The organism is Streptomyces sp. NPDC006510 (assembly GCF_040611955.1).
Lineage (GTDB): Bacteria > Actinomycetota > Actinomycetes > Streptomycetales > Streptomycetaceae > Streptomyces.
Genome location: NZ_JBEXPH010000009.1, coordinates 1 through 26860, shown reverse-complemented (window position 1 = coordinate 26860; position 26860 = coordinate 1). Strand labels below are relative to the sequence as shown.

Here is a 26860-nt window from a genome sequence, read left to right as displayed (position 1 = left end):
GAATGCCAGCCGGACGCTCTTCACGCTAATACTGTATAGAGCATTCGACAAGGCATGGGACTCATCTTTTCTATCCGCGCCCAATGCCAGTCGACAAGGAGGGTAACTGCGAGTCGAATGCGGTCGCGGCATCGGCCCTGGTCACGGCCTGATCGACCTCGGCCTGGACCCGAACGACGAGACCGGCGTCCAGCGACGAGGCCTTGGACCGCCGCATCCGCTCGGTGTGTCTGTGCTCGGTGCGCAGCTCGGCGATCCGAGAGCGCAGCACGAGCGGACGCGATCCCTCATTCTTCTGCGAGGTCGTCAGCTCCCGGGAAAGCCGTGCCATCGCCGCGAGGTCGTCCACCGGCAGACCGGGGATCGCCTCTGACTGGCCCGACTGATCGAGGTAATCCATTGCCGCCAGCAGCAGCCGGCGGCGCTCCTCGGTCGTCTCGACGAAAATCCGGGACGCCTGCGGGCCGATCTCGACGTCGGTGACGAAGTCGTAGCCCAGGTGATGCAGGTCCAGGGCCTTGACTTCGCCGAAGTCGAACGCGGTACCGGCAACGATCTCGAACTCCGTGCTGACCGTGTCGGTCCCGGTCGCACTCGCCTCGTCCTCGGGGCTCGGCCCCACGCGCAGCACCAGGCCGGAGGACGCGAGATCGGCCCGCAGACCGTCCAGCTTCTCGCCGTAGAACCGCTTCATCGTCCGGATGCGCGCGTCCAACACAGCCCGGCCGCTCCTGCCCTGGGTCAGGAGCCTGCCGCCCGGCTGGTCGTAGATCGTCCTGCCCAGTCTCTCAGCCTCGTCTGCGTCGTTCATCCGCTGCAGGGAGGCGTCCGCGCGCAGGGCCATGAGCGAGAGCAGCCGCTGGCCGTAGGCCGCAACTTCCCGCTGCTGCTCGTACCACTGACCGACGTCCCCGAGGAAGGGCAGGAAGCGGCGGTACTTGCTCATCAGACGTCGGTGGTAGTCCTCCTCGAAACGGTAGAAGTCGTAGAGCGGGCGTGAGTCCTCGGCAGCGACGCCGGCCTTCTCCGCCTGCTCCCACTGGCGCACGAGGTCTCGGTAAGCCCCCGCCTTCTCCGCGTGGTGCTGCAAGCGCGAGGTGTAGCTGCGCAGCCGGAAGCCGAAGGAGACCAGGTCGGCTTCCGTGTTCTCGTCCGTTCCCTGCCGGTCCGCGGCCAGCACCGCCATCTGCTGATAGTCCAGCCCCATGACTTCGAGCATCGGCGTGTGCACACGCAGCTCCGACTCCGGCATCGCCCGCAGCATCTGGTAGACACCGTTGACGGCGCGCTCCATGATCTGCGCGCGTCCCCGATCGACGAGCTTCTGCCATTCCCCCGTGCTCAGAGATTCCCTCGCCCGACGCTCGTTCGCGTAGCCGACGCATTTCTCCATGGCCTCCGGCATGGGAGATCCGGCACGTTCGAGCTGCTCGGTCACGAGTTCGGTCACCAGCCGGTTCGCCTTGCGCATTCGAGCGTCGTTCGAGCCGGCGCGCCACAGCTGACGGTTCGCCGGCAGACAGGCGAGCAGAAACTGCGGCATGGATTCGGCCCGGATCCGTTCGTGCGCCCACCGCTTAATGAAAGTGGTGACGTTGCGTCGTTCATAGCCGACGGCGCTGGAGAGGTGGGCGACCGCCTGCTTCTCGTCGAGCCAGGCGTCGACGCCGCGGCGGAGCCTGGTCTTGTGCCGGTCCAGGAGCTTGCCGCGCTGGGTACCGTTCTTCGTCACCTGCCCCGGACCGCCGTCGACCATCGCCAGATGGCAGTGCACGTGCTCGGTGTCGACCTGGATGACCCCGACGTAGCGCAGATCGTCGAATCCGCTCGTACCCGAGCTCATCCGCTCCAGGCCATGCATGATCGCCATGCGCAGCTTCATCTGGTCGATGTGGCCGCGGTAGTCGCCACGCGTCTCGCAGCGGAAGTCCTGGTCGACGATGCCGTGCTTCTTCAAGTACGCCTCGTCGAAGGAAAGTACCGTCTTGAGCACGGTCTTCCCGTTCTCGAAGTGCCGCTGGAGATCCTTCGAGGCGGCCTTGAGCTGCTCGTCGGAGAGCGAGACCGAGCCGTAGCCGAAGGCCACGCCGCCGATGCCCTGGGCCTGGCGCATCTCCGTCTTCACCACGTCCCGCGAGATGCCGGCGCGCTCGACGGCTGACTCCCGTGCCATGTACCGCATGACGAAGCCGTCGGTGCGCAGACGCTGGATCGGTGCCAGGGACTCTGTCGCCTGCTCGCGGGCCATGTATCGCTCGACGTACTGTCCCGGCGTCGCGCCTCGCGATCCCTTGCCGCCAGGAAGCGGCACGCTGAACTCGTTGACCACGATGATGTCCTGCTTCAGGCCCATCGTCGTTCTCCTTCTGTCCTTTTGCCGATGCACTACGGCCCCGGCTGCTGTCCGCCAGCAACCGGGGCCGCATTCGCCATGCCTGGTCCGCCCTCAGGACCCCAGGGCCTGCTCGCTGTTGTCGCCGAAGTCGAGATCGGCCGCGCGCCGGGCCAGGTGGTGCTTGCGCTCGTCCAGGCTCGGAGCGGGCATACCCGTCTGCTGCTGGGGCTCCTGCTCTTCCAGGTCGAGGTCCAGGTCATGCTGCACACCATGGGCCGGATGCGGTGGAGCGAACGGCTCGCCCTGTTCCTCCGTGCGCAACGCTGCAGCCACGTGCTCCCGGTAGAGGTTTTCTGTGGTGCCTTCGGTGCGCCCTCGCTCGGCCTGGTATTGCGCGCGCTCGGCGGCGATCTCCGCCTCCACCTGCTTCAGGCGCGTGCTCATGCCGTCGGCGGCCGGTGCCGCCTCGGGCGCGGGCGTTGCGATGACCTGCTCGGCCTCGGAGCCCAGGCCCAGTTCTTCCTCGGTGAACAGGGAGTTGACCGCATCCGAGCGCGCCTTCAGCCCACGCTCGTCGACCACGACCTGGGTCTGCGAGGCACCGTCCTTGGAATGGTCGGCGAAGTACCCGGCGAGGTCGTAGCCGCTGGACTCGAGATCGATCTCCAAGCCACCGATGTTGTGTACCTGAGTGAAGACCACGGGCGCATCGCCTTCGGCCTGCGTCCCTGACGGAGCGAGCACGAGCATGTTTGCCGTGGTCGGCAGCTCCCACTCGATCCCGGTGATCTGCTCGGGTACTGCAAAGCCGTTCGTGAAGTAGCCCTTCCCGGCGAGTACGACCAACTGCTGGTCGTCGAACTCGTAGAAGGCATCGACTTTCTCGCCCTGTCCGGGGGAGTAGGTCACCTGGGAGATGCCGAACGGCAGCGCCTCGGCCGGGGTGACCGAGCGCAGCTCGCCCATGATGTGCAGATACGGGCGGTAGTTCTCCTCCTTGCCCCGGTGCATGAGTTCGAGTGATTCGACCAGGACACAGATCTCGGCGGCCATCCCCTCCAGCCCGTACGTCTCCACTCCTTGCTCGCGCAGGACACGGTGTGCCCATGCGTTGTTCATCGTCAGTCCCGCGGTGCGCATCACTTGCTCCTCTTGCGGGTGGTCTTGCTCTGTTCGTTGGTCCTGGCCGTATAGGTCGATGCAGCGTCGGCGCCGGTCGCCCCGCGCCGGGCGTCCCGGATCTTCGTGATCATCCGCGTGGCCGAGCGCCACATGGCACGCATGAGGACGATCTCGCCTGCGGCGAGCAGAGCGACCAGAAAGAGGAGGGGCATCAGCCACATGGCGATGGTCCCGGCCGCGGTGAGCGCGCCCTGGGACGCGCCCGACTGCTGGTGCAGCCATGCGCCCAGCTGCGGGATGATGACCACGGCCGTGATGAACGCCAGCAGGCAGTCGACGACGAGGAGGACCACCCGGAAGAGCCCCGCCCATACCAGGAGGGAGAACCTGCCACCCTCCCTCTTCGGAGCCAGACGCCGCCATCCGGTGCGGAACTTCGAGACCTGCTCCTTCATGGACTTCTTCGCCGTCGTGACCGTGCTCGTCGCAATCGTCGTCTCGGTCTTGTCCAGAGTCGGGGTCGACATGTTCTCCTCCTTCGTCTCGTTGATGTCTTCTCGGGTGTACGCCCATGCGATCGGCTTTTCGGTCACCCGGTCGGCTTGGGGGAGGATGCCGCCGTGCTGCCCGGCTCCGCGTACTGGTCCTTGTCAGCGGCGGCCAGCGCGTCGCGTGTCCTGCTCGAAGCCCGGTAGGCATCCAGCAACGTCACCGTGCCGTCCTGAGAAGTGGCGTAGGTGAAAACCACGAACTCGCTCTTGGCAGTGCTGTTCCGATCCGCTCCGACGCGGACCGGATCGAGCCGGGCCACCCCCGTGTAGGAGTAATCCAGGCCCTGCACCCGGCTCACGTCGATATCGAGGCCGGCGAGCGTGTACGTCGTCCCCGAGCCCTGCACGGCCCCGGTCGCCGTCATCCACTCCGGTACGAACTCGGTGAGCACACGGGACTCGTGGTCGAGGCAGCCGTAGCGTGCGTCGAGCAGTGCCTGCTGCTCCTTGACGGTCCGAGTCGACGCCGAGCTGTCGGTCAGGCTGAGCAGAAGGGACCGACCCGTTGCCGTATCGCGGTCCACCCGCTCGACGTCCACGCCCGGCAGTTGGGTCAGCAGCGCAGCGTGCTGCGTCCTGAGCTCGGCCTGCGCCTTGTCGAGGTCGCTCTTGAGCCGCTTGACGAGCGCGTCAGGCCTTGTGTCCGACGCGGCAGGGCTGTCGCCGACCAGGCTGGAGCCGAGCGTAAGCACCGAGAGTGCGAGCAACGTCCCGGTGCCGCCGATCAAAAGCTTCCCGGTGTGCTGGCGCAGTCGGCCCTTGATGTTCTCGTTCACGGTGTCTTCACCTCCTGCCGCAGCGCCTCACCCGTGGCCGTCGTGCCGGTCTGGATGTCCGAGAACGTCTTGCGGGCCAGGTCGTAGTCGGCGCGGGCCCACGCCAGCACCGCCGGCTTCTCGCCCTGGCCGGTCCTGGTCTCCATCGCAAGCCAGGTGGCCGTGATGGTGTTGTCGTCATTGACCAGGTAGGGCACCTGGGCGACCCACGCAAAGCCGGAGTCGAAGCTCATCGGGATCCCGATGCCGGCCGCCACGTCTTTGTCGCTGGCGAGCAGGTACCACGGCCTGAGGTCCGGCTGATGCACTGACCGGGCGAAGTAGGGGATGAGGTTGCCAAGCGTCGACTGGGACGCCGCGGCGTCGAGCTTGCCGCCGGACGCCGACACACCGGGGGTCAGGTAGCGGTAGTCGTTCTGCAGAGCCGCGACCCGGCCGGCCGAGGCGAGGGCCTCGGTCAGGCCGCGCTCGGCGTCGTTGGCCTTCGGCAGCGCGGCCGTCTTCGCCTCGGCGGTCCGGATCTGCGCCCGCAGGGAGGAGACCTTCGGTACGGCCTCGTCGCTCGCTGCGGTCTGGCCGCCGGGTAACCCCGCGGAGAGTGCAAAGCACAGCAGTGCGGCCACGCTCATGCTCACGCCGGCCACGAGGGTGGGTGTGCGCAGGCAGTCCGTGAGCTCCGTCTGCTCCGGAGCGTCCGTGCCTTCCGCCGAGGACGAGGATGTGGCGACGAAGCGCGTCTTGCGCACCGCGCGGTCGCCCGACTCGTCAGTCTGTTTCGATGCCATTAGCCATCAACTCGCTTTTCCACTCGAATGCCAGGGCGACTCTATCAATAGGGCGAGTCGAAAGATGGGGCGAGTCATCCGGAATGGCGAGTCTCGCCGCTCGCTGGGACGCCGGACAGATTCGAGACCTTGCCCTGAGCGTCGACCGTGACAAAGATCAGCACCCGCCGGTTCGCTGTGACGCTCGCGTTGCTGGCACTGTTCTGGGTCACCGCGTCGGAGGTGACCTCGACGTCAGCCATGACGGCGTAGGTGTAGTCACCTGCCTTGACGTCGACGACCTCGACGTCCGGATCCTCGCCGAGCGCCGAGTTCAGACCGATCGTGTCGAGGTAGTAGTAACGCCGCCTCTGGGTGTCCTCGTTGAACCGCGACGGCGGCATGAATGACTTCAGGAACACCTTGTTCTCGGTGAGGCCGAACCGGCGCTTGAGGCGCTCGCGCGCCTCCTCGTAGCGCTGCCCCGAGTCCCACGTGAAGGTCATTCCGAGCAGCGACTTGATGATCGCGCCGTCGGTGCCCAGCCGGTTCCGGCTGACGCCCAGGGCCTGGAGGACGTCCGCGTCCACCTGCTCGTCGTTCTTCTTCCGGATGCCTGCCAGCTGCCCCTCGGCCTCACTGATCCGTGCTTCCTGCTCGGCCAGGCTTGCACGCTGGCTGCTCCAGGTCAGGCCGGCGACGGTCGCGACGACCACAAGAACCGCCGCTGTCACCAGGACCCAGGCGTTGCGCCAGAAGAACCCCCGCCGCGCCGATACCGCCGTCTGCTCCGTCATTGATACCAGCCCTTCTTCTGCGCGCCCGAGTCGTCGAGCTCGGGGAGGCCGGGCCCGTCCGGCTTCTTGCTTGCGGGGATCTCGTGCTCCTCAGAGGCGGCGGCCACCACAACATCGAGACCGGAGAAGAGACCGCCCTTGCCGTCGTAGGTGTAGTCCGCGCTCGCCCAGGCGAGCACCGCCCCGGACTTCGTATCCCGGCACAGCCAGACGACCTCCACCTGGTTCGTCGCGCCCGGAGTGCCCTTGGGGCTCAGGTCGGGCATCACCGTCTCGACCGTCCACGCGTACGTGCTCGGGTCGGCGGCATCCTGGCCGTCGTTGCGGATGTACCAGGCGTAGCGCGGATCGATCTCGGTGGTCGCGTCGAATGGCGTCGCCGACGTCATGCTGTACGCCTCCTTGTCATTGACCAGGAAGGAGTCCTTGCTGAACAGCGGTGCCATCTCCCGGCGGTGCATGATGATGTCGAACGTGGCCCGGTTGGGAGCGCCGTTGCCCGGGCCGGGTTGGCTGCTGGCCCGGTAGTACAGCTCGGCGAATGCCTGCTGTCCGGTCACGACTTTCCCCGCGTCGGCAGCTGCCGCCTCGGTGAGCTTCGACAGCTGTGCGCCGGCGTCCGCCTTCACGGGCGTGGACTGGGCATCAGCCAGCTTTCCCTCGAACTGGATGATGCGGGCCCCGTTGTCCGCCTTGCTTGTCCTGAAACTCTCGCCCGCTACGCCCGTGGCGACGATCAGGGCGAGGATCGCCGCTCCCATCGCCGCGGCCACGCCGCGCCGGATCAGACGTGCGCTGTCCTCAGGTGTACGTGCCCGGACCTTCTCGCGCCGGCGGATCGTCCAGCCCGTGAAGCGCTCCTCAAGATCGACGCCGGTGACCCTCCTGTGCGTCCTCGGCGCTGCGGGCTTCTCCTCGGGCATCGGCACGGCCGACGCCGTGTCACCGATCTCCTGCCCTGGGCCCGTACTTTCGGACGCGTCATCGGCTGTTGTCATGGCACGCACCCCTCACTCAACATTGCACTCATAAGTGACTCAAGTCTATCTTGAAAGCCATTCATGAATGAGTTGGAATCCATTCGACAGGGTGTCGGAAGGCAGGTGCTACACACAGCCCCTGTCCCGGACATGAAGAAGCCGGTGCCCGGATCGCCGGGCACCGGCTTCTCGCTCCGAGGTCACGTGCAGCGCATCAGGACTTCTTGACCTTGCCGGTCGGGAGCATCTGATCCGACATGTCCACGAACTTCCAGCCCGCGGCCTTCATCCGCGCCGCGCTGTCGACACGTACCCGGCCCATATAGGCGCAGTAGCCTGCCTCACCGACGATGACCTTGTCGCCCTGAACCCCGAGCACCGCGAGGGTGTGGCCGGCAGGAACAGTGCTCGGACCGGATCCGACCGAGTAAGGGACCGGGGTTGACTGCATCTTCTTGCCGGTCTCCTCCGAGATCGTGTACGCCGTCCGCTTGCCGTCTCCCTTGGGGTAGGTCTGGAACGTCGTGTACTTGTTCACGAAATAGGTCGAGAAGCTTACGCAGTTCATCGCGTGGTTACCCCCGCACGAGCCGGGTCCGCCCTGGTCGCCGTAGCGGCCGTCAAGGAACTTGTCGCCCTCCTTGTTGAAGAGGTCGACGAGCGCCTGGGCCTCGTCCCGCGTCATCCCGCCGTTCTTCGGCGTGACGGAGTCGGCCTTGGTTTCGCAGTTGCCCAGGATCGTGTTAATCCCGTTCCCGATCGCGTCGATGATCCCGCCAACAATGTTCTCGACGCCGCCGACAATGGAGCTGTCGACCGACCAACCGCTCATCCTGCCGAACCACATCTCGGCCTTCGCACCGCGGGCGGCGATCCCGGCGGAGCCGTCGGCGGAGCGCTCCCATTCCTTGTGGAAGTGCAGCGCCGCCGCGCTCGGCGAGTCCTGCGAGTTCTTGAGCATGCCCTTGAAAACTCTGATATCGCCCGGGTTGTCACCCTCAAACATGAATGCCAACTGAGCCTTGACCGTGTACCAGTCGACGCCTTTACCCTTCGCGTACTCCCGCAGTAGCTTGTTGCGGCCGAAAGTCCACTGCCCGAGGCCAATGCCGTTGTCCGTGTTCTGCGCTGCGCGCCCCTTCTCGTCGGGCATGTCATACGTCCCCGTCGGGAAGTTCTGCACGCTCGTCGGGTCGATCCCGGATTCCTGCGACCAGTTGCCGAGGATGCCCGCGATATTCTCCTTCGGCATCCCCCAGCTGCTGAGCACCGAGTAGATCTCCTTCGCGTTCTGCTCCATGTCCGCCGAGATGCCGGCCCCGGCGCCGTTGCCGCCGCCCGTGCGGACTGCACACGCCGTTCCGTTCGAGCCGGTGTTGCCTTCGGTCAGAGCTGTCGAGTCGAGGAGGCCGGTGAAGAGCGTGCCCAGCAGGGCCACAGAACTCACGAACGCGACCACGCCCGACATCGCGGCGGCCAACGGGGCCATCGTCGCCGTGACGGTGATGCCCAGGACCGCGCCGGCGGTGTTGGCTATGAAGCTGCCAATTGCCATGAACGGTGCTGCGATCGCGTGGCCAATCGCCTTGATGATGTTGGTGACTAACGTCCACACCAGATTCGCGGCGTTGACCGCCAGGGCCATGGCGGCGAAGAACATCGACTTCAGCCAGTTCAACAGGGCCATGGCCATGACCACGCCCATGGCCGGAGGAGCGACGGCCGCGGCACCGCCGACGGTGACGCCCTTGGCGACCTTCGGGCCCATGGCCTCGTCGTCCTTCTTGATGCCGCGCTCGTAGCCGGTGCCGCCAGCACCCAGGTCGCGCTTGTCGGCGGGCTTGGCGTCCGGGCTGCCGCCGGTGACCTCGGAGGCGCCCTTGACCGCATCCTTGGCCGCCTCGATGCCGACGTTCTTCGCCGCGCCCATCACGGCTCCGGGGAGCGCTCCGACGCCGCCCGCAGCGGCTCCAGCCTGCGCGCCGGCCACAGCGCCGGACACAGCGGCTCCCGCGTAGCGCCCGGTGTTGCGTCGAGCCGTGCTGCTGCCGTCTCCCTCGACCGCCTTCTGGGTCGCGCCTCCTGCCAGGTTCCCGGCGACCCCATCCATGCTCTTCGCCGCCGTGGACGCGGCATTCGCATCACCCACGGCCCCCGCGCTGCCCGCATCATCCGACACCTTCAACGCAGAGTTCGCCGAACCGGAAGCGCCGGCTTCCGGGGCCGGGAGCTGCTTGGGCACGCTGGCCTCGCCCCCAGAACCCCTCTCAATGCCGAGACTCTTGGTTCCGCGTCCCCGCGAGGGATTCCCCTGACTCACCGGCGAGCTCGGCTGGTCCTTCGACGTCCCATTCTCGGGACTCCGATTCGGCTTGTCGGTGGCCATGCGTTTTCCTTTCGGCTCATTGCCAGGTAGCGGGATGTATCACTCTCTAGCCATGCTCAGTAGAGCGTGGTGAGGAATTCTTTGTCGTCGCGAATGGTGCTGTTGGACTGCACGTCCCGCAGATTGACATCCAGTCGAAGAAGATTGAGTGTGAGATCCGACTGGTACTCGGACTTGTTTCTGGCGTAGTTCTGATATGCCTGCGACAGGTTGTTCATCACGTTCATGAGAGGCCGCATCGTCACGTCGGAGGACTGGTAGTCCTTGGTGAGGCTGGAGCCGTCCGAGATGATCCACTGCATGTCCGAGATCTGCTGGCCCGTCGGATCCGAGCTCTCGTCGCGCTTCTTGGCGAAGAACTGGGCGTAGGTCTGCCCGGCCGGTACAAGGGCCTCGAGGTAGCCGTCGTAGACGTTGCCCACGCGCCAGTTGAGGACGAAGCCGCCCGGGACGACGCGCATGGTCTGCAGAGCCAGCGTCGAGACACCGTCCCTGGCCTCGGCCGCGGAGACACCCGTGACCTTGTCGCTGGAGATCGAGGCGGGAACCGTCGGCGGGCGCAAGAACAGGCCGTCGACCTTAGTCGTCTCCAGATCACTCGTATACGATTGAATTTGCGTCAGATTCGTACGCATTTCGACGAGCTTCTGGTCCAGGGCGTGCCTGGCCTCGGTCTCCTGCTCCTTGAGCACGACCTCATAGAAGGCCTGCGCTGGGTCGAAGGCCACGGCGTCGAGCGCCGCGATCTTCTTGACCCCCGACGCGCCGGGGTTGAAGAAGACCCGCCACTGGTCGTACTTGGAGAAGGTCTCGTCGCCGGCCAGTTTGTCGGTGCTATTGACCTGCTCCGGTCCGGGAGTGGTGAGCTCTGCGGTCGCGCGGACCGTCAGGTTGAGAACCTGGCGGTCGAATGACTCGTCGGCCTCCAGAAGGACCCCGACGTAGCCGGTGGAGCCGAAGACGTGGAAGGAACCCTTGATCCCACTGGTACTGACCGGCTCACTGTTCAGCGAGGTGTCCGACCCGAGTAGGAACGCCCTGTAGTCCGCGGCGCTGTACGAGATCTGAGCGCTCGTGTCGAAGTGCATCATCACGAGAGCCTTGCTGTCACTCTTGTTGGTGTAGACCCCGTCGACGGTGCCGTCGAGATTCGTCTTCGACGCCTTGAACTTGGTGGTGTACAGCGCCGTCTGCGTCAGCGCGTCATTCCCCGCCTTGAGAGCCGCGGCTCCCGATCCGGCGATCACGATCGCGCCCGTGACTGCGAAGATGCCGAAGAACACTCCAAAGCGCTCGATCGCGTGGTGTGAGTCGAGCTTGAACTTCCTGCTGAAGGCCAGTGCCTTGCCCTTGAACCCCATGTCCTGCTCTCCTTCGTGCCTGCGAGGTGCTGCGGGCCCGGATACGGCAAACCGGGCCGGACGAGGCCTGGCGCCTCTACCGACCCGGTGCGGCTTCGCTTCTGTCCTCGGTCGTGTGCATGCACGGTCCGTGACGGCCTTTTACTTGGAAGCACCGCCCAGGAACCCGCTGACCTGGTCGAGGGTCTGGACGATCACCGTGCCGCCGCCGAGGTCCGTGATGGTCTGTTGACCGCCGGAGCCGATCGTCGAGACCAGTGACCAGCCGCCGGTGCCCAGGGCTCCTCCGACGAGGATGAGAAGGGCGATCGTGCCCCAGCTCGACTGCTGGTTCGCCGACTGCGGGTTGGCCATCAGCTTCTTGATCCCGAGCACGCCGCCCCAGACCAGGCCGGCAGCACCGAACGCCATGAGCAGGAGCCCGCCCCACTGCTGAATCTGGGACTTGGCGTTCAGCAAGAAGTTCGTCAGGTCCCACGCGGCACTCGGCAGCGAGGCCTGTGCAAGGACCGCTGCCTCGTAGATCTTCGTCATGATTCTTTCCTCTCGCCTTTCGAGTCATTCGCGACATGACGGTAAGTCGCAAGGCGACAAGCCTGTCTCGATCACCGGGAGTGGGTGATGATAGAAGAAGAAGTGACCGGTGACATGCTGTCAACCTCCCTGGTGGCTCGTATATGTGCAATCTGCATTATCTAATCTACCTCATTCGAATGATGAGTCACAGAGGCATGTAGGGTCCTGTCGATAGGGACTCAAAAGGGATTCATAGACGAGGTGAATCGGGGGGCGCGGTTGGTGCCTGCAGCGGTATGTCGGGCGTCTGTGGAATCCGCAGTGCGACCTGTGTACTCTGCTGCTCCAGCACTGCTGTGACGTCGACCCGCTCGCTTTCGAGACGGACCGCCCCCACGTCCCCGTCGAACGCGCCCTTGACCAGGAAGTGTCAAACCGTCATGAACCCACTGCCCGGGGACCTTTTCGCCCGCCGACTTCGCAAAGAGCGCGAACGCCTCGGCGTGAGCCAGGCCGAGTTGGCGCGGCGCATGGCCGAGCTGTTCGGCACGAACGTCGACTCCACCGCCATCACTCGCATTGAGCTACAGACCCGGTCGGTCAGACTCGACGAAGCGGTCATTGCCGCCACCGCTCTCGGGATCCCCCTGGGCACGCTGCTGAGCGACGACTACGCCCGGGAGAACGAGGCCGAGATCCAAAAGCAGCTCGCCGAGCTAGCGCTGGCCGAGCAAGAGTGGGAGAAGCTGCGCCAGAAGATCCACCGGATCACCCGGACCATTCAACTGCTATCCGCCGAGCGGGAGGCCTTCCGCTCCCATGCACGGGACGTCGACCCCGAGACCGCCGGCGACTACGAGCTCGACCCCGCGACCAAAGCGGCTGTCGACGCCCGGCTGGACCCCGTCCGCGACAAGCCGGCCGCCGAAATCGCAGACCCAGACGCATGACGCTGTTGCGGACGACTGGGTCGAACTCCCAGTTGTAGATGTTCAACATCCCGGCGTTCTGCAACCGACCGGCCTGAATGATCTCCTCGGTGCTCGCGCCGATTCGGTCTTACGCGTGACGTACCCGGATCGCAGACTGTAAAAGCCCATACACCGACAGGTTCATCCCGGCCACGGGCATCCGCGTGCGCAACGTCGTGTGCAGCGCGTCGCCGAGACGCCGGCGGGGTAGACATCGTGTCCATCCCACAGGGACATTTCAGTGAGGCGACCGCCATCTGACGATCTGCACTGGTCAGCGCCGGGCAGCCAGCGAGAGAGGTTGGACGGGGCGGGCCGGCGGGGCTCGTGCAAGGCGGCGGCGGAACCTGCCCTGGCATTCAATTCCCCACCTGCAGGGCTGGCAGGCAGACTGCCAGCATGAGGAAACCACGGATGCGTGAGCTGCCGCAGGACGAGCTTTCGGACGACGAGATTGCGGCCTTGCACTCGCCTGCCTACACCGAGGCGTCATCTGGAGATCTGCCAGATGGCTGACCTCGGCGATCCTGTTGCCGACGAGATCTTCTACAGCTGGCCTACCGAACGCCAACGTGCTGCGTCACAGGCAGCGGATAAAAACGATCAAGAGCAGTGGGATTGATCAGACTCGCAGCGATAGGTCATCGAGTCGAGTACTTCAGCGCCCGATGACGTCGGGAGCTGAAGTACTCCGCATGGCGAGTGTGACTCAGGCCACCATGCGAAAGATCTCCGCGCTCACGTGAGCGCGACCTGACCAGCACACCCCCTGACCGACAGCACGACATCACGAGTCCAACGTCACTAACTCGTTCACTCTCGCCAGAGCTCCAGCAACTACGCCCGCGGATCCGCTGTGCCCGACGACGAAGTCGCGTGCCCGGCCTGCGCCATGTGGTCATGGCTCGACGTACTTGGCGCGATCAGCAACTGATTGCACAAGGCGGCCCGCTCCCTGGCTCCGCCGCGACGGTGCTTCAGGCGCGGAGCGCCGGCATAAGGCCGACGCCCCAGTCCCGGCAGGTTCGACTAGCCCGACCATCCGAACCTGCCGCCCACGATCGACCAGTGGGGGATGGATCAGTCGGTACGGCTCGACGCTCGCTTCATCCCTGTCGGTCCTCATCCAGACGACGACGGACGATCCTGAGCACGCTCTCCTCGCCTCCCGCAGCGAAGACCGTGCCGACACCGCCCCCGCGTCGCATCGCCCCTAAAGAAAAAGCTGCGATCTTCGCCCCTGCCGACGACTGCAGTGCCCGCGTCGTCAAGATCCTTGAGCAGTACGGCTAGGCTCGTAATCATGGGAATCGACTGGGAGAACATACTCGGCGCGAGCGGCAACAGCCTCAACAACGCCTACGACCATGCGGTCTCCACGGTCATCTACAACGAGGACTCCGAGGAAGACCGTCAGCCACTCCCAGTTGGTGAAGAGCATGATGTCACAGACGGCCTACGCTGAACTGAGAGCGCACGAAACACCGCGGCGAGCCGGGGCGTTTCGTCGCGACCGAGGCTGCGTCAGGCCAGGAGCCGACAGACGCTCAGCTTTGCGCTTCTCAGGCACATCCGGCCAGCTCGCGTCGAGCTTCCCCGCCCATGCACTCAGGTCGTCTTCGACCTGTTCCTGCAAGTCTGACTCACGGATCGTGATCGAGTGACCGCAGTTCGCGCCCCGCCCCACGCGCAGGTCGCACAGCCGCTCAAGTGACGATGGGACCGGCCCGACGGGCCACTTGCCAGATCGCGCGGATATCCGCGTGCCGGCCTGCACATGAACGTAGCTCCGGCAAGATCTCCGGCTACGAAAACCTTGCCAGAACCGACTGAGGCCGTACGCCGACACTGCGTTCACCGTCAATGGCGAGCGCACCGGAGCGGCATGCCGAAGAGTGATCGACACGGAAACAGGCTGCGAGACAGGACTGCAGCGGCACCTACGTAGGGTCGTCGTGTGATTGAGACCATGGTCTTCGACATCGGAGAGACCCTCACCCGTGACGACCGATACTGGGCGTCGTGGGCAGACTGGCTCGGCGTACAGCCCCACACGCTCAGCGCGCTCGTGGGCGCTGTCGTCACACAGGGCCGCGACAACGCTGAAGCCCTTCGACTCCTGCGCCCAGCTATCGACATCTCGGCCGAATATGCGGCCCGGGAGATTGCCGGGCAGGGCGAGCATCTCGACGAGGCCGATCTATACGACGACGTGCGACCCGCGCTTGCCGGGCTCCACCGTCTCGGAGTCCGCGTCGTCGTAGCAGGGAATCAGACGGCGAAGGTGGGCAGTCTGCTGCGCGCGCTCGACCTGCCTGCGGACCTAGTCGTCACGTCCGCAGAGTGGGGCGTCGCCAAGCCGCGCCCGGAATTCTTCGCGCGGGTGCTGGAAGTATCCGGCGCCTTGCCACACGAGACACTGTATGTCGGTGACCACCCGATCAACGACATCTATCCGGCGAAGGCGGCCGGCTTGCGGGCAGCACACCTTCGCCGTGGCCCGTGGGGGTACTGGTGGGCTGATGACCCGCAAGTTCGCGCCGCGGCGGACTGGTCCATCGACTCGCTCACTGATCTGCTGGGCATCGTCAGCTACTGACGAAACAGCCCCGCCCCGAACGCGTGTCGAGCGGACACGTCTGGACGGCCCGGGGACCGCGAGGCCCCTGACGGCGAGCCGGTGAGGATCGTCCGCCTGGAGGTGAGCGGCGGCCTCCGGAGCGGCTACACGGAAGACGGCTACCGGCTGGACTCTCGGGCTGCGCGACGAAGACGTGGGGCACGCAGTGAAGACCTCAGAGTGCCTCCCACAGGGCACCCGCCTCGGTCCGCGTCCACCCCAAGCCGCGCCATGCGCGACGACGGTGCCTGGTCCTGGACCGCGCTCGGATCCAACGGCGAAGTCCTCCAGATCGGCTCCCAGTGCCCCATGGCCGATCTACTCAAGGCCGCCATGCTCGAAGTCAGCCACCACCACGTCTGGGGCGGTCGGCTGTGACCTCGACGTTACCCCCGCTAGAGCAAGCCAACAGTGCCGCAGCGCAGCGACAGCGGTGTAGTGCATCTGCCGGATCCCGCCGTGCCCGGACTGCTTCACCGACCATCACTACGAGGGCTATAGGACCCCGGCGACCCCCATGCTGCCCTTGAAGGCCGACCGCCGATCAGTTGGACCTCCAGCAGCGACGACCGCTTCACATTGGACCAGTGGGTGCAGAGGACTCGCTGCTCACCGTCTCGGTCGGATGCGACCTCATCGAGACTTCTTTGCCGCCCGCGCCCATGCTGCCGAGCTCCGAGCCCTGGAGCAGGCCACCGACACCCGCCCGGCCGCCGACGGCGCCCCGACTGTCGCCGCGCAGGGGCGCACTTCACGTGCGGGCCGCCGTCATTGCCAGGCGGGTCGGTCGAGCCCACGCCGCGGACGAATACCTCGATGATGCGGGCAGGCTCGGCAAGCAGGGACGGAAGGACGTCTATCAAGGGACCTCGTTCGGCCCGGACTGTGTCAGGGCCGAACGAGGTGTCCGTCTCCAGGTAGCGGCCTCGCCCTGGTCCGTTACGTGGGAGATCGAATGGGAGATGAGTGGGAGATGATCATGTCGAGCGGGCTCGAATTGCCGCTAATTCTCGCTAAAAATCTCCACCTGAGGTCGAGGGATGGGGCGCTGGAAAGCGCCCCATCGGACCCTCCTCAGCCCGCCGACTCACCCGCGTGCGGGCTCAGCACACCGGCCGTGACCAGCACGAACAGCAGCACGCCCAGCAGCACGCGGTAGATGACGAACGGCATGAAGCTCTTGCTGGAAATGAACTTCATGAACCAGGCGATGACCGCGTACCCCACGCCGAACGCGATGACGGTCGCGAAGATCGTCGGCCCCCACGACACATGTCCCTCGCCCGCGTCCTTCAGCTCGAAGACCCCCGAGGCGAGCACCGCCGGGATCGCGAGCAGGAAGGAGTACCGGGCCGCGGCCTCACGGGTGTACCCCATCAGCAGACCACCGCTGATCGTCGCTCCGGAACGGGAGACACCCGGGATCAGCGCCATCGCCTGGCAGAAACCGAAGATCAGGCCGTCCTTCACCCCGAGCTCCCGGAGCGTCTTGCGCTTCTTGCCGGCCCGGTGCTTCCCGCCCGCCTCGTCGCGGGCGGCGAGACGGTCGGCGATGCCGAGGACGATGCCCATCACGATCAGCGTGGTGGCGATCAGCCGCAGATCGCGGAACGGGCCCTCGATCTGGTCCTTGAACGTCACCCCGAGCACGCCGATGGGGATGGAGCCCACGATGACCAGCCAGCCCATCTGGGCGTCGTGGTCACTGCGCATCGACCGGTCGGTCAGCGAACGGAACCAGGCCGAGACGATCCGGACGATGTCCTTGCGGAAGTAGATGAGGACCGCCGCCTCCGTGCCGATCTGGGTGATGGCGGTGAACGCCGCACCCGGGTCGTGCCATCCGGCGAAAGCTGCGGTGAGCCGCAGATGTGCGCTGGAGGAGATCGGCAGGAACTCGGTCAGTCCCTGAACGAGGCCCAGGACGAACGATTCGAACCAGCTCATGGGGCTTTGGCCATCCCGGAGGTGATCGTGCATCGGCCGACGGCAGCGAGAGCCGTCGGCAGCGTGCGCATTTGCGGTCAATTGGGGGCAGGGCCGTGACGGGCCCGGAGATCTTCGGTCGGTCGCGGGCAGGGTACCGCCCTCAGATGAACAGCGTTACGCGTGCCCCCGGGCCGCCCACCGCCCCCCGCTCCGGCCGCCGTGCGCACCGGCTCACTCGGCGGCCAGACGGTGGCGCTTGCGCCAGGCGACCACGGCCGCGCCGAGCCCCGTCAGCACGATGAACCCCATTGCCGCCAGGAACGCCGGCGACGTCGGTGACGAGGCCTCGCTGCCAGCGACGACATACGCCGCGGTGTTCGGGATCGAGCCGAGGCCGGTGGCCACCAGGAACGGCGGATACCCCATGCGCGACACCGCCGCGCAGTAGTTGGCCGCCGCGAACGGCACGCCCGGGAACAGCCGCAACGCCAGCATCGAGCGGAACCCGTGCCTGCTCAACTGGCCGTCCGCCGCCTTCAGCCATCGCCCGCGCAGCAGGGTACGGAGCGCGTCCTGCCCCAGCACCCTGCCCAGCCCGAACGAGATGCCCGCGCCGAGCACCGTCCCCGCCAGTGCGGCGGCCAGTCCAGCCTGCGTACCGAAGAGCGCGCCGGCGGCGAGATTGAGCAGCGGCCGCGGAACGAAGGCCACGGTGCACACGCCGTACGCCACACCGAAGAGGAGCACCGCGACGGCGCCACCGCTGAGCTGGGCGGGCCAGCCGGTGGCGAGCAGCCGCTGCGGTTCGAGGAGGAGCATCGTCGCCGCGGCGCCCAGCAGCACGGCCACGAGCAGCGAGAACCGGGACCAGGGCGAGAGCAGCGCCCTCGTGCAGCGCACGGCGAGGCCGGTGGCGGGCCGGGCGGCGGGGACGGGGTCGAGCATGCCGGGAGACTAACCGACCCCGGTGGGTGATCGCCGCAATGCGCCCGGTGGGAGCCGGTCCGTCGATGCCGCACCCCTCGCCTGCTCCGGCCGCCGGCGCGGGCCGAACTCCCCTGCCGGGACCGCATCGTCCGCCGGAAAACCATTCGACGCGGCCATGCCCGTCGGACATGATCGACCCATGTTCCGGTACGCCTTCCCCGCAGCGCCGTCCGCAGTCGCGGACGCGCCGAAGGCTGCCGTGAACCCCGTCACCGCAGCAGTTGTCGCAGCAGCGTTCACCGCTGCCGCAGCGCCCATCGGCGGCGCCCGAAGCTGACCCTCCCCCGACAGTCCGGCGGACCCCGCAAGGGGAGGGTCGGCGGGGCCCTGGGGTCTTCTCTCTCAGCTTCGAGCACCAAGGAATGAGCCATGTCCAAGACGGCATACGTGCGCACCAAGCCCCACCTCAACATCGGCACCATGGGCCACGTCGACCACGGCAAGACCACCCTGACCGCCGCCATCACCAAGGTCCTCAGCGACCGCGGGACCGGCACGTTCGTCCCGTTCGACCGGATCGACCGGGCGCCGGAGGAGACACAGCGCGGCATCACCATCAACATCGCGCACGTCGAGTACGAGACCGACACCCGCCACTACGCGCATGTCGACATGCCGGGGCACGCCGACTACATCAAGAACATGGTCACCGGCGCCGCCCAGCTCGACGGGGCGATCCTGGTCGTCTCCGCGCTCGACGGGATCATGCCGCAGACCGCCGAGCACGTGCTGCTCGCCCGCCAGGTGGGTGTCGACCACATCGTCGTCGCGCTCAACAAGGCGGACGCCGTCGACGACGGCGAGGACACTGTGCTGACCGACCTGGTCGAGCTGGAGGTCCGCGAGCTGCTCTCCGCGCACGGCTACGGCGGTGACTCCGTTCCCGTCGTACGGGTGTCGGGCCTCAAGGCCCTGGAGGGCGACCCGCGCTGGACCGCGGCCGTCGAGGCGCTGCTGGACGCCGTCGACACGTACGTACCGATGCCGGTGCGCTACACCGACGCGCCGTTCCTGCTGTCGGTGGAGAACGTCCTGACCATCACCGGCCGGGGCACCGTCGTCACCGGAGCCGTGGAGCGCGGCACCGTCCGTACCGGGGACCGGGTCTCGGTGCTCGGCGCCGACATCGAGACGGTCGTCACCGGCCTGGAGACCTTCGGGAAGCCGATGGAGTCCGCGGAGGCCGGTGACAACGTGGCCCTGCTGCTGCGTGGGGTGGAGCGCGACCGGGTCCGCCGCGGCCACGTGGTCGCGGCGCCGGGCAGCGTGACACCGAGCCGCCGCTTCACCGCGCAGGTGTACATCCTGTCGGCGAAGGAGGGCGGCCGGACCACCCCGGTCACCACCGGCTACCGGCCGCAGTTCTACATCCGCACCGCGGACGTCGTCGGCGACGTCGACCTCGGCGCGGTGGCGGTGGCGCGACCGGGCGACACGGTCGACCTGACCGTCGAGCTGGGACGTGACGTCCCGCTGGAGAGCGGACTCGGCTTCGCGATCCGCGAGGGCGGACGCACGGTCGGCGCCGGCACCGTCACGGGACTGCTCTGAGCCGCGGCGCACCAAGGGCCCGTCTCCCGTACCCCACGGGAGGCGGCCCCGGCGCCGTGCGCGAGACTGACGGCATGACAGATACAGCACTGGTACTCGGCTCCGGCGGTGTCACGGGGAGCGCCTGGGAGACCGGAATCCTGCACGGGCTCGCGCAGTCGGGCGCGGACCTCTCCGCGGCGGATCTGATCATCGGCAGCTCGGCGGGGGCGATGGTCGGCGCCCAGCTGGCCTCCGGACTGCTCGGCCTTCCCGAACTCTACGAACTCCAGCTCGCCGATCCGCAGGGCGTGACGGGCGGCAAGCTCGGCATGCTCACGCTGCTGCGGTACGCGGGGGCCGTACTGTCCGCACGGACACCCGAGGCGTACGGCCGGAAGCTGGGCAGGATTGCGCAAGGCGCCCGGCTCGGGATCACCGAGGAGCAGCGGCGCGAGGCGATCGCCGGCCGTCTCCTGTCGCCCGAGTGGCCGGGGCGTCCCCTGATCGTCACCGCCGTCGACGCCACGACCGGCGAACTCCACACCTTCGACAAGGACAGCGGAGTGTCCCTCGGCGACGCCGTCACCGCGAGCTCCGCGGTCCCTGCCGTCTGGCCCGTCGCCCGGGTCGAGGGACGGTCCTGGATCGACGGCGGGGTGTACTCCACGGCCAACGCCCAGCTCGCCGCGGGCTATCGACGCGTCGTCGTCATCGCGCCGTCGGCCAGTGGCAACAAGGTCATCGTCTCGCCGCGTTCGCAGGCGGCCGAACTCGCCGCGAACGGTGCCCATGTCGAGGTCATCACCCCGGACGCGGCCGCGAAGAAGGCATTCGGCCGCAACCCACTGGACCCGAGCTGCCGGGCCGCGGCGGCCCGCGCCGGGCTCGCCCAGTCGGCGGCACACACCGAAGCGGTCGCCGCGGTCCTGAGCAGCTGATCCGGCACCCCACAATGGGGGAGTGAACGACTCGATACCTGTCATCCGGGACGTGGACCAGGGCACCGCCAGACTCCTCCCCGACGTGGACCGGGACAGGGCCTGGCTGCTCACCGTCGACGGCGCGCCCCAGTCCTACGTGGACCTCGACGCGCCGGACCACCTCGAGTTCGAGTACGCCCGACGGCTCGCCCATGTAGTCGACTGCGCGGCGGCACCGGGCGCACCGCTGGACGTGCTCCATCTCGGCGGCGGTGCGCTCACCCTGCCCCGCTATGTCGCCGCGGCCAGGCCCGGCTCCCGCCAGGACGTCGTCGAGGCCGATCTCGGGCTCCTCGAACTGGTCGCCGAGCAGTTGCCGGTTCCCGACGGCAGCGGGATCACCGTGCACGGCACGGACGCCCGCAGCCACCTGGAACAGACCGCGCCCGGCTCCGTCGACATCCTGATCGCGGATGTCTTCGGCGGCTCGCGGGTACCCGCCCACCTCACCTCCGTCGAGTACGCGCAGGCTGCCCGCAGATCGCTGCGGGACGGCGGAATCTACGCCGCGAACCTCGCGGACGGTGCGCCCTTCGGCTTCCTCCGCTCCCAACTGGCCACCTTCGCGGCCGTCTTCGAGGAACTCGCGCTGATCGCCGAACCCGCGGTGCTGCGCGGCCGGCGCTTCGGCAACCTGGTGCTCGTCGCCTCCGCGAGCCCCATCGACACCGCGACGCTGACCCGCCGCTGCGCCGCCGACGCCTTCCCCGCCAGGGTCGAGTACGGTGCCGCGCTGGACCGGCTGGCCGGTGCGGCCCGGCCGGTCGGGGACAGTGAAGCGGTTGCCTCACCCGAGCCGCCCGACGGAGCCTTCAGCATCGGCTGAGGCCGGTCCCCGGTCCTTCGCCACCTCGGTGGTGGCGGGGGCCCGGGTCAGATCGCGTACCCCGGGCACGAACAGCACGGCCCCCGTGACCAGCACGATCAGCACCGCACAACCCCACAGGGCCTCGCTCCGCCCGACCAGCGACTCCACCGGACCGGCGAGCGCGGTCGCCACCGGCATCATCGCCACGGAGCCGAACCAGTCGTACGCCGAGACGCGCGAGAGCTTCTCCTCCGGGATCTCCTGATGCATGGCCGTCATCCAGGAGACCCCGAACACCTCGATGGCGACTCCGCTGACGAACATCACCGCGCAGAGTCCGCCCACCGGCAACGGCACCGCGAGGCCCGCCGACGGCAGCGCCAGCGGGAAGACGCAGAGCGTCCCGGCCAGCAGCAGCCGCCGGGGCTTCCAGCGCATCATCAGGAGCGCCCCGCCCAGGGTGCCGGCCCCGAACGCGGCGAGCGCGAAGCCCCAGGGGCGGGCGCCACCGAGTTCGTCCCGGGCGACCAGCGGACCGTACACGGACTCGGCCGCACCCACCGCGGCGACCACCACCGAGAACTGCGCCACGATGCTCCACAGCCAGGGGCGGCCGATGAACTCCTGCCAGCCGTCCCGCAGGTCGGCGAGCAGGCCGCCGCCCGGCGCGCGCGGGGGAATGTGGCTGACGTCCAGGAACGCGCGCAACGCACCGGCCACCGCGAAGGCCGCTGCATCGATGGCCAGCACCCAGCCCGGGTCCATCGCCGCGATCATGGCGCCGCCGAGCGCCGCGCCGCCGATCGTCGCGCCCTGCATGGCCATCCGGAACAGAGCGAAGGCGCGGCTCGCCTGCTCACGGCTGACGCTGGACATCAGCATGCCCTCGGCCGCCGGGCTGAAGAACGCCTGCCCGGTGCCGCACAACGCGGTGAGCAGCATCATCTGCCACAGCTTCGGATCACCGGCCAGGACCAGCCAGGCGAACGCGGCCTGCGAGAGGCAATTGAGGGCGTTCGCCGCGACCATCACCCGGTGGCGCGGCAGCCGGTCCGCGAGCGCCCCGCCGACCAGCAGGAAGAGCACCAGGGGCGCGGTCCTGGCGGCGGCCACCAGACCGACGTCGCCGCCGTCACCTCCCGCGTTCAGAACGGCGAACGCCGCCGCGATCAGCGCGCCATGGGTACCCAGGCCCGTGATGATCGCGGCGGCGGTCAGCAGACGGTAGTTGCGGCCGGGGCGCAGCGGACAGGACGCGGGGGCGGAGGCGACAGTCACCAGGGGACTATCGCCTCGGCGCCCTCGCCGTGCCAACTGCTTTCCCGGGGGACGAAGGGAGGTCAGTCGGACTTGACGACGTCCACCAGCCGCACGGTGCTGAGGATCTTCTGGATTGTCGTGTCCGGGAGTTCGTCCTTGACGGAGTCGGCTCCGTACAGGACCCAGGACGCGAACTCACCCTTCTTGTTCTTGAAGGTGAAGGCGATCGTCTTGCCGTCGCTGTCGCACTTCTTCCGCTTCGTGACGTTCGGGGCGGTGGCGGTGACGACCTGGCCGGTGAGACCCGACTTGGTGGTGTACTGCTTGGCCTCGGTGAACTTGATGGTGCTCTCCGGCATGTGCTGGGCGTAGGCGGCCCACGCCCAGGTGCCGGCCTCGCTGTGGGCGTTCTTGGCGGCGTCGGTGGCGCCCTGGGCGCCCCTGGTGCCGGCGCTCGCGAGGCTCATGTCCTCGTCGGTGCCGTCCTTGTCGGAGTCGTCCACGCACCACTTCTTCTGGAAGTACGACGGCGCGGAGAAACCGATGAGGGGCGAGCCGTCGCCCTTCTTGTCGTCCTCGAAGTACGAGAACGTGCCGGGCGTCCCGACCTCCCAGTCTCCTGGCACGTCGAACTGCGTGCCCCACTTGGGATTGGTGACGACCTTCCATCCGGGGATGAGGGGCTTGGGGTCCCCGTCGTCACCACGCGGGTTCGCCTCGGCGGAAGAGGCGGACCCGGACGGCTTGGGCGCCGACGACTGCTTGCCGTCCGCGACGTCCTTGCCCTTGTCGTCCTTGTTCATCACGACGACACCGGTCACCACGGCGGCCACGACGACAGCGGTGGCCGCGACGATCGCGACGACGGTGGTCTTCTTCTTGTTGTCGCCGGGCTGCGGGGGGCCGGGCGGGCCGGGCACCGCGTACTGCGGCACGGTCGGCTGCTGGTACGGGTTCGGCTGCGGATAACCGGGCTGCTGGCCCTGCTGCGGATGCCCCGGCTGTCCCTGTTGCTGATATCCCGGCTGCTGATAGGGATTCGGCTGCTGGTACCCCGGCTGCTGGTACGGGTTCTGGTTCTGGTCCTGCGGGTTTTGCTCGCCCCCGGGCGGCTGCTGTCCTGGCCACATGGCGAGTAACGATAGAGGGGTGGTGGCCGGTCTGCTACGCCCGCCCCCGTGTGCGGACGGTGAAGGATGTGATCAAGGAGGGGCGCAGGGGAGCGCCGGGGATGGTCAAAGAGTTCTACTCATGAGTAACATCTGGCCATGAGCGCTGAACAGATGACCGTCGGCGAGATGCTCGTCGCGACGGTCCCGATGGCCCGGACCCTCAACCTCGAGTTCCTGGAGACGACCGCCGAGCGTGCGGTGGTCCGCCTGCCGGACCAGGCCGAATACCACAACCACGTCGGCGGACCGCATGCCGGAGCGATGTTCACGCTGGCGGAATCGGCGAGCGGAGCGATCGTCATCGCCGCCTTCGGCGACCAGATGTCGCGCGCCGTGCCGCTCGCGGTGAAGGCGGAGATCGGATACAAGAAGCTGGCCAAGGGTGTCGTCACCGCGACGGCGACCCTCGGCCGCCCGGTGGCCGATGTCATCGCCGAACTCGACGAGGGCAAGCGGCCGGAGTTCCCCGTGGCCATCGAGATCCAGCGCGCGGACGGCGCGGTGACCGGTGAGATGACGGTCGTCTGGACGCTACGTCCCAACGCCTGATCCCGGCCGGTTCCACGGAGAGCCGTCACGCACCTCAACGAGAGGGTGCGTGGCGGCTTTTGGCGCTGCCCGCGCGGTCGGCGGGACAGGTAGGCTTCCCGCCGTGCGCCGAGGAGTTGCCCGGCGGGCAACATGCATCAGCTACGGGAGGAACCGGCGTTGCACATCCAGGAATGGCTGGAGACCATCCCCGCCATCAGCGTCTACGCCCTGGTGGGCGTGGTCATCGGGCTGGAGAGCCTCGGCATTCCGCTACCGGGCGAGATCGTCCTGATCAGCGCGGCGCTCCTGGCCGCCGGGCACGACGGCATCAACCCGTGGGTCCTCGGCGCCTGTGCCTCGGCCGGCGCGATCATCGGCGACTCGATCGGATACGCCATCGGCCGCAAGGGCGGACGGCCGCTGCTGGCCCGGCTGGGCGGGAAGTTCCCCAAGCACTTCGGCAAGGTCCAGATCGCGATGGCGGAGCGGTCGTTCCAGAAGTGGGGCATGTGGGCCGTGTTCTTCGGCCGCTTCGTGGCGCTGCTGAGGATCTTCGCCGGTCCGCTGGCGGGCGTACTGCACATGCCGTACTGGAAGTTCGTGATCGCCAATGTGCTCGGCGGCATCGTCTGGGCGGGCGGCACCACGGCCGTCATCTACTCGGTGGGAGTCGTCGCCGAGGCCTGGCTCAAGCGGTTCTCCTACGTCGGCCTCGTGGCCGCGGTGCTGATCGGTATCATCTCGATGCTGATCGTGAAGAACCGGGCCAAGAAGGCGGCGGAGCGGGCGTCGCTCGCCTCCCTACCCGAGTCTGCGCCGGTACCGGTCACGGACTGACCGGACGGGACTGGCCGGACGGGACTGGCCGGACGGTGCGGAACGAGGACGGTGCGGGGCGGGCGGTGCGGCCCCGAACCGTCACCTCCGCTCAGCCCTCGTGGGCCTGGCGGTGCGCCTTGGCCAGCTCCACGTAGCCCACCGCGTTGAACTTGATGCCTTCGAGCTCCTCCTCGGTCAGCTGCCGCTTGACCTTGGCGGGGACACCGGCGACCAGCGAGCCCGGCGGCACCTGCATCCCCTGCGGGACCAGAGCCTGCGCCGCGATCAGCGAACCAGCCCCGATACGGGCGCCGTTGAGGACGGTCGCGCCCATGCCGACGAGTACGTCGTCCTCGACGGTGCAGCCGTGGAGCACGGCGTTGTGCCCCACCGAGACGCGTTCGCCGACGGTGACCGGGAACCCGGGGTCGACATGGACGCTGCAGTTGTCCTGGATGTTGCTGTCGGCTCCGATGACGATCGGCCCGCAGTCGGCGCGCAGCACGGCCTGGTACCAGACACTGGAGCCCGCGGCCATCGTGATCTCTCCGATGACGACCGAGGTCGGTGCCGTGAAGGCATCCACGTCGATGTCCGGCTCCTTGCCGCCCATTCCCGTGATCAACGCCTGCTCTGCCATCGCCCGTTCCTCCGTGCTCAGGTGCTGCGCGGCCGCGGTTGTCCGGTCCCGGCGGCCGGCCGCGGCTGTCCGGTCCCGTCGGAGGAACGGTATGCGACGGCCGGCGGGCCGCGGCCGAGTGGGGTGAACATCACAGGCGGCCGCGGTGATCGTGTCGGGCGCCGCAGACTACCGTGTGCGAGTGCCGAAGAACAGGAACGCGTTCTCTTCTCTCGCCGCCTGGCGGCGGCGCGCCCTGTCCCGGGCCGTCCACCGCGGCTGGCGTTGGGTGCAGGAGTCGGGCGCCGTCACCGCGGACCGTCCCGGCGCGCTGCGCTTCGGCCGGATCGGCGCAGGCACCCGGCTGGCCTTTCCGCAGGGCACGGTCTTCGGGGAGCGGTGGATCGAGCTCGGCTCGCACTGCGTGATCGGTGAACAGGTCACGCTGACGGCCGGACTCATGCCCGATCTGGACCTCGGCCCCGATCCGATCCTGACCCTGGGGGACGGGGTGGTGCTCGGTCGCGGAAGCCATGTGGTCGCCGACACCAGGGTGACCATCGGCTCGGACACGTACTGCGGGCCGTACGTCTACATCACATCGACGAACCACAGTTACGACGATCCGCACGAGCCGGTCGGCCGGCAGTGGCCCCGGATGGAGCCGGTCGCCATCGGGCCGGGCTGCTGGATCGGCACCGGAGCGGTGATCCTCCCGGGGGCCACACTCGGGCGCAATGTGGTGGTCGCCGCGGGAGCGGTGGTACGGGGCGAGGTGCCCGATCGTGCGGTGGTGGCCGGCGCCCCCGCCCGCGTCGTACGCAGCTGGGATCCCGAGAAGGGCTGGCAGCCGCCGCTGCGCACCCCTGCTCCGGTACCGATCCCGACGGGTGTCACGCCCGAGCAGTTGCTGGCCCTGGCGGAACCGGGCGAGGCATCGGGCCCGTCCGTCGGCTGACGCGGCGGGCGCCGGGCCTCATCCGGTCGCGAGCAGCACCGTGCCCAACAGGGCGAGACCGGCCCCGGCGGCCTGCACCCCCCGC

Annotated in this window: 26 protein-coding genes; 11 read left to right on the top strand and 15 right to left on the bottom strand. The window is 67.8% G+C overall.

Annotated elements, in window-relative coordinates:
• Positions 1-70: 70 nt before the first annotated feature.
• The 10 genes from mobL to ABZY11_RS04895 all read right to left on the bottom strand — a co-directional run bounded on the left by mobL (position 71) and on the right by ABZY11_RS04895 (position 11606).
• Positions 71-2353 (bottom strand): relaxase MobL, encoded by a 2283-nt coding sequence (gene mobL, locus ABZY11_RS04940; protein WP_356477776.1) that lies wholly within the window; start codon positions 2351-2353, stop codon positions 71-73.
• Between the two features lie 93 nt (positions 2354-2446).
• Positions 2447-3475, bottom strand: coding sequence for a hypothetical protein (locus ABZY11_RS04935; RefSeq protein ID WP_356477775.1), 1029 nt, complete (start codon positions 3473-3475; stop codon positions 2447-2449).
• Complete coding sequence (locus tag ABZY11_RS04930; protein ID WP_356477774.1) at positions 3475-3984, bottom strand: hypothetical protein; 510 nt, start codon at positions 3982-3984, stop codon at positions 3475-3477. The genes ABZY11_RS04935 and ABZY11_RS04930 overlap by 1 nt, the downstream gene beginning before the upstream one ends.
• Positions 3985-4046: 62 nt before the next feature.
• Positions 4047-4784 (bottom strand): hypothetical protein, encoded by a 738-nt coding sequence (locus ABZY11_RS04925; protein ID WP_356477773.1) that lies wholly within the window; start codon positions 4782-4784, stop codon positions 4047-4049.
• Complete coding sequence (locus tag ABZY11_RS04920; protein ID WP_356477772.1) at positions 4781-5569, bottom strand: hypothetical protein; 789 nt, start codon at positions 5567-5569, stop codon at positions 4781-4783. The genes ABZY11_RS04925 and ABZY11_RS04920 overlap by 4 nt, the downstream gene beginning before the upstream one ends.
• A gap of 74 nt (positions 5570-5643) precedes the next feature.
• Positions 5644-6345 (bottom strand): hypothetical protein, encoded by a 702-nt coding sequence (locus tag ABZY11_RS04915; protein ID WP_356477771.1) that lies wholly within the window; start codon positions 6343-6345, stop codon positions 5644-5646.
• The gene (locus ABZY11_RS04910) at positions 6342-7343 is read right to left on the bottom strand and encodes a hypothetical protein (protein WP_356477770.1); all 1002 of its coding nucleotides are present in this window, start codon (positions 7341-7343) and stop codon (positions 6342-6344) included. Before ABZY11_RS04910 ends, ABZY11_RS04915 begins: the two co-directional genes overlap by 4 nt.
• 196 nt (positions 7344-7539) lie before the next feature.
• Positions 7540-9567: a phage tail tip lysozyme gene (locus ABZY11_RS04905; protein ID WP_356477769.1), complete on the bottom strand. Its 2028-nt coding sequence runs from the start codon at positions 9565-9567 to the stop codon at positions 7540-7542.
• Positions 9568-9767: 200 nt separating this feature from the next.
• Positions 9768-11072, bottom strand: a complete 1305-nt coding sequence (locus ABZY11_RS04900; protein ID WP_356477768.1) for a hypothetical protein — start codon at positions 11070-11072, stop codon at positions 9768-9770.
• 141 nt (positions 11073-11213) lie between these two features.
• Positions 11214-11606, bottom strand: coding sequence for a hypothetical protein (locus ABZY11_RS04895; RefSeq protein ID WP_356477767.1), 393 nt, complete (start codon positions 11604-11606; stop codon positions 11214-11216).
• Positions 11607-12028: 422 nt separating this feature from the next.
• Between ABZY11_RS04895 and ABZY11_RS04890 the strand changes: the two genes are divergently transcribed.
• From ABZY11_RS04890 to ABZY11_RS04875, 4 genes are all read left to right on the top strand, one after another.
• Entirely contained in the window at positions 12029-12538 is a 510-nt protein-coding gene (locus tag ABZY11_RS04890; RefSeq protein WP_356477766.1) for a helix-turn-helix domain-containing protein, read from the top strand.
• Positions 12539-13862: 1324 nt separating this feature from the next.
• Positions 13863-14024: a hypothetical protein gene (locus ABZY11_RS04885; RefSeq protein ID WP_356477765.1), complete on the top strand. Its 162-nt coding sequence runs from the start codon at positions 13863-13865 to the stop codon at positions 14022-14024.
• A 492-nt stretch (positions 14025-14516) separates the two neighbouring features.
• The gene (locus tag ABZY11_RS04880; protein ID WP_356477764.1) at positions 14517-15158 is read left to right on the top strand and encodes an HAD family hydrolase; all 642 of its coding nucleotides are present in this window, start codon (positions 14517-14519) and stop codon (positions 15156-15158) included.
• Positions 15159-15410: 252 nt separating this feature from the next.
• Positions 15411-15557 (top strand): hypothetical protein, encoded by a 147-nt coding sequence (locus ABZY11_RS04875; protein WP_356477763.1) that lies wholly within the window; start codon positions 15411-15413, stop codon positions 15555-15557.
• 696 nt (positions 15558-16253) lie between these two features.
• On the opposite strand, the gene ABZY11_RS04870 is transcribed toward ABZY11_RS04875, so the two are convergent.
• Complete coding sequence (locus tag ABZY11_RS04870; RefSeq protein ID WP_356477762.1) at positions 16254-17126, bottom strand: undecaprenyl-diphosphate phosphatase; 873 nt, start codon at positions 17124-17126, stop codon at positions 16254-16256.
• A gap of 213 nt (positions 17127-17339) precedes the next feature.
• Entirely contained in the window at positions 17340-18053 is a 714-nt protein-coding gene (locus ABZY11_RS04865; RefSeq protein ID WP_356477761.1) for a TVP38/TMEM64 family protein, read from the bottom strand.
• Between the two features lie 181 nt (positions 18054-18234).
• Between ABZY11_RS04865 and ABZY11_RS04860 the strand changes: the two genes are divergently transcribed.
• The 4 genes from ABZY11_RS04860 to ABZY11_RS04845 all read left to right on the top strand — a co-directional run bounded on the left by ABZY11_RS04860 (position 18235) and on the right by ABZY11_RS04845 (position 21434).
• Positions 18235-18372, top strand: a complete 138-nt coding sequence (locus ABZY11_RS04860; RefSeq protein ID WP_356477760.1) for a hypothetical protein — start codon at positions 18235-18237, stop codon at positions 18370-18372.
• Positions 18373-18464: 92 nt separating this feature from the next.
• Positions 18465-19646 carry an elongation factor Tu gene (tuf, locus tag ABZY11_RS04855; RefSeq protein WP_356477759.1) on the top strand — a complete coding sequence of 394 codons (1182 nt, stop codon included), beginning with the start codon at positions 18465-18467 and terminating at the stop codon, positions 19644-19646.
• Positions 19647-19720: 74 nt separating this feature from the next.
• Complete coding sequence (locus ABZY11_RS04850; protein WP_356477758.1) at positions 19721-20566, top strand: patatin-like phospholipase family protein; 846 nt, start codon at positions 19721-19723, stop codon at positions 20564-20566.
• 22 nt (positions 20567-20588) lie between these two features.
• Positions 20589-21434 carry a fused MFS/spermidine synthase gene (locus ABZY11_RS04845; protein ID WP_356477757.1) on the top strand — a complete coding sequence of 282 codons (846 nt, stop codon included), beginning with the start codon at positions 20589-20591 and terminating at the stop codon, positions 21432-21434.
• On the opposite strand, the gene ABZY11_RS04840 is transcribed toward ABZY11_RS04845, so the two are convergent.
• Together ABZY11_RS04840 and ABZY11_RS04835 are read right to left on the bottom strand one after the other, a co-directional pair.
• On the bottom strand, positions 21396-22694 hold the full coding sequence (locus ABZY11_RS04840; RefSeq protein ID WP_356477756.1) for an MFS transporter: 1299 nt from the start codon (positions 22692-22694) through the stop codon (positions 21396-21398). The two genes, ABZY11_RS04845 and ABZY11_RS04840, sit on opposite strands and share 39 nt — an antisense overlap.
• 62 nt (positions 22695-22756) lie before the next feature.
• Positions 22757-23806, bottom strand: a complete 1050-nt coding sequence (locus ABZY11_RS04835) for a hypothetical protein (RefSeq protein ID WP_356477755.1) — start codon at positions 23804-23806, stop codon at positions 22757-22759.
• 153 nt (positions 23807-23959) lie between these two features.
• On the opposite strand from ABZY11_RS04835, the gene ABZY11_RS04830 reads away from it, so the two are divergent.
• The gene (locus ABZY11_RS04830) at positions 23960-24397 is read left to right on the top strand and encodes a DUF4442 domain-containing protein (protein WP_356477818.1); all 438 of its coding nucleotides are present in this window, start codon (positions 23960-23962) and stop codon (positions 24395-24397) included.
• A 159-nt stretch (positions 24398-24556) separates the two neighbouring features.
• Entirely contained in the window at positions 24557-25216 is a 660-nt protein-coding gene (locus ABZY11_RS04825; RefSeq protein WP_356477754.1) for a DedA family protein, read from the top strand.
• 91 nt (positions 25217-25307) lie between these two features.
• On the opposite strand, the gene ABZY11_RS04820 is transcribed toward ABZY11_RS04825, so the two are convergent.
• Positions 25308-25838 (bottom strand): gamma carbonic anhydrase family protein, encoded by a 531-nt coding sequence (locus ABZY11_RS04820; RefSeq protein WP_356477753.1) that lies wholly within the window; start codon positions 25836-25838, stop codon positions 25308-25310.
• Between the two features lie 181 nt (positions 25839-26019).
• On the opposite strand from ABZY11_RS04820, the gene ABZY11_RS04815 reads away from it, so the two are divergent.
• Positions 26020-26775: an acyltransferase gene (locus tag ABZY11_RS04815; protein WP_356477752.1), complete on the top strand. Its 756-nt coding sequence runs from the start codon at positions 26020-26022 to the stop codon at positions 26773-26775.
• The last annotated feature ends 85 nt before the right edge of the window (positions 26776-26860 follow it).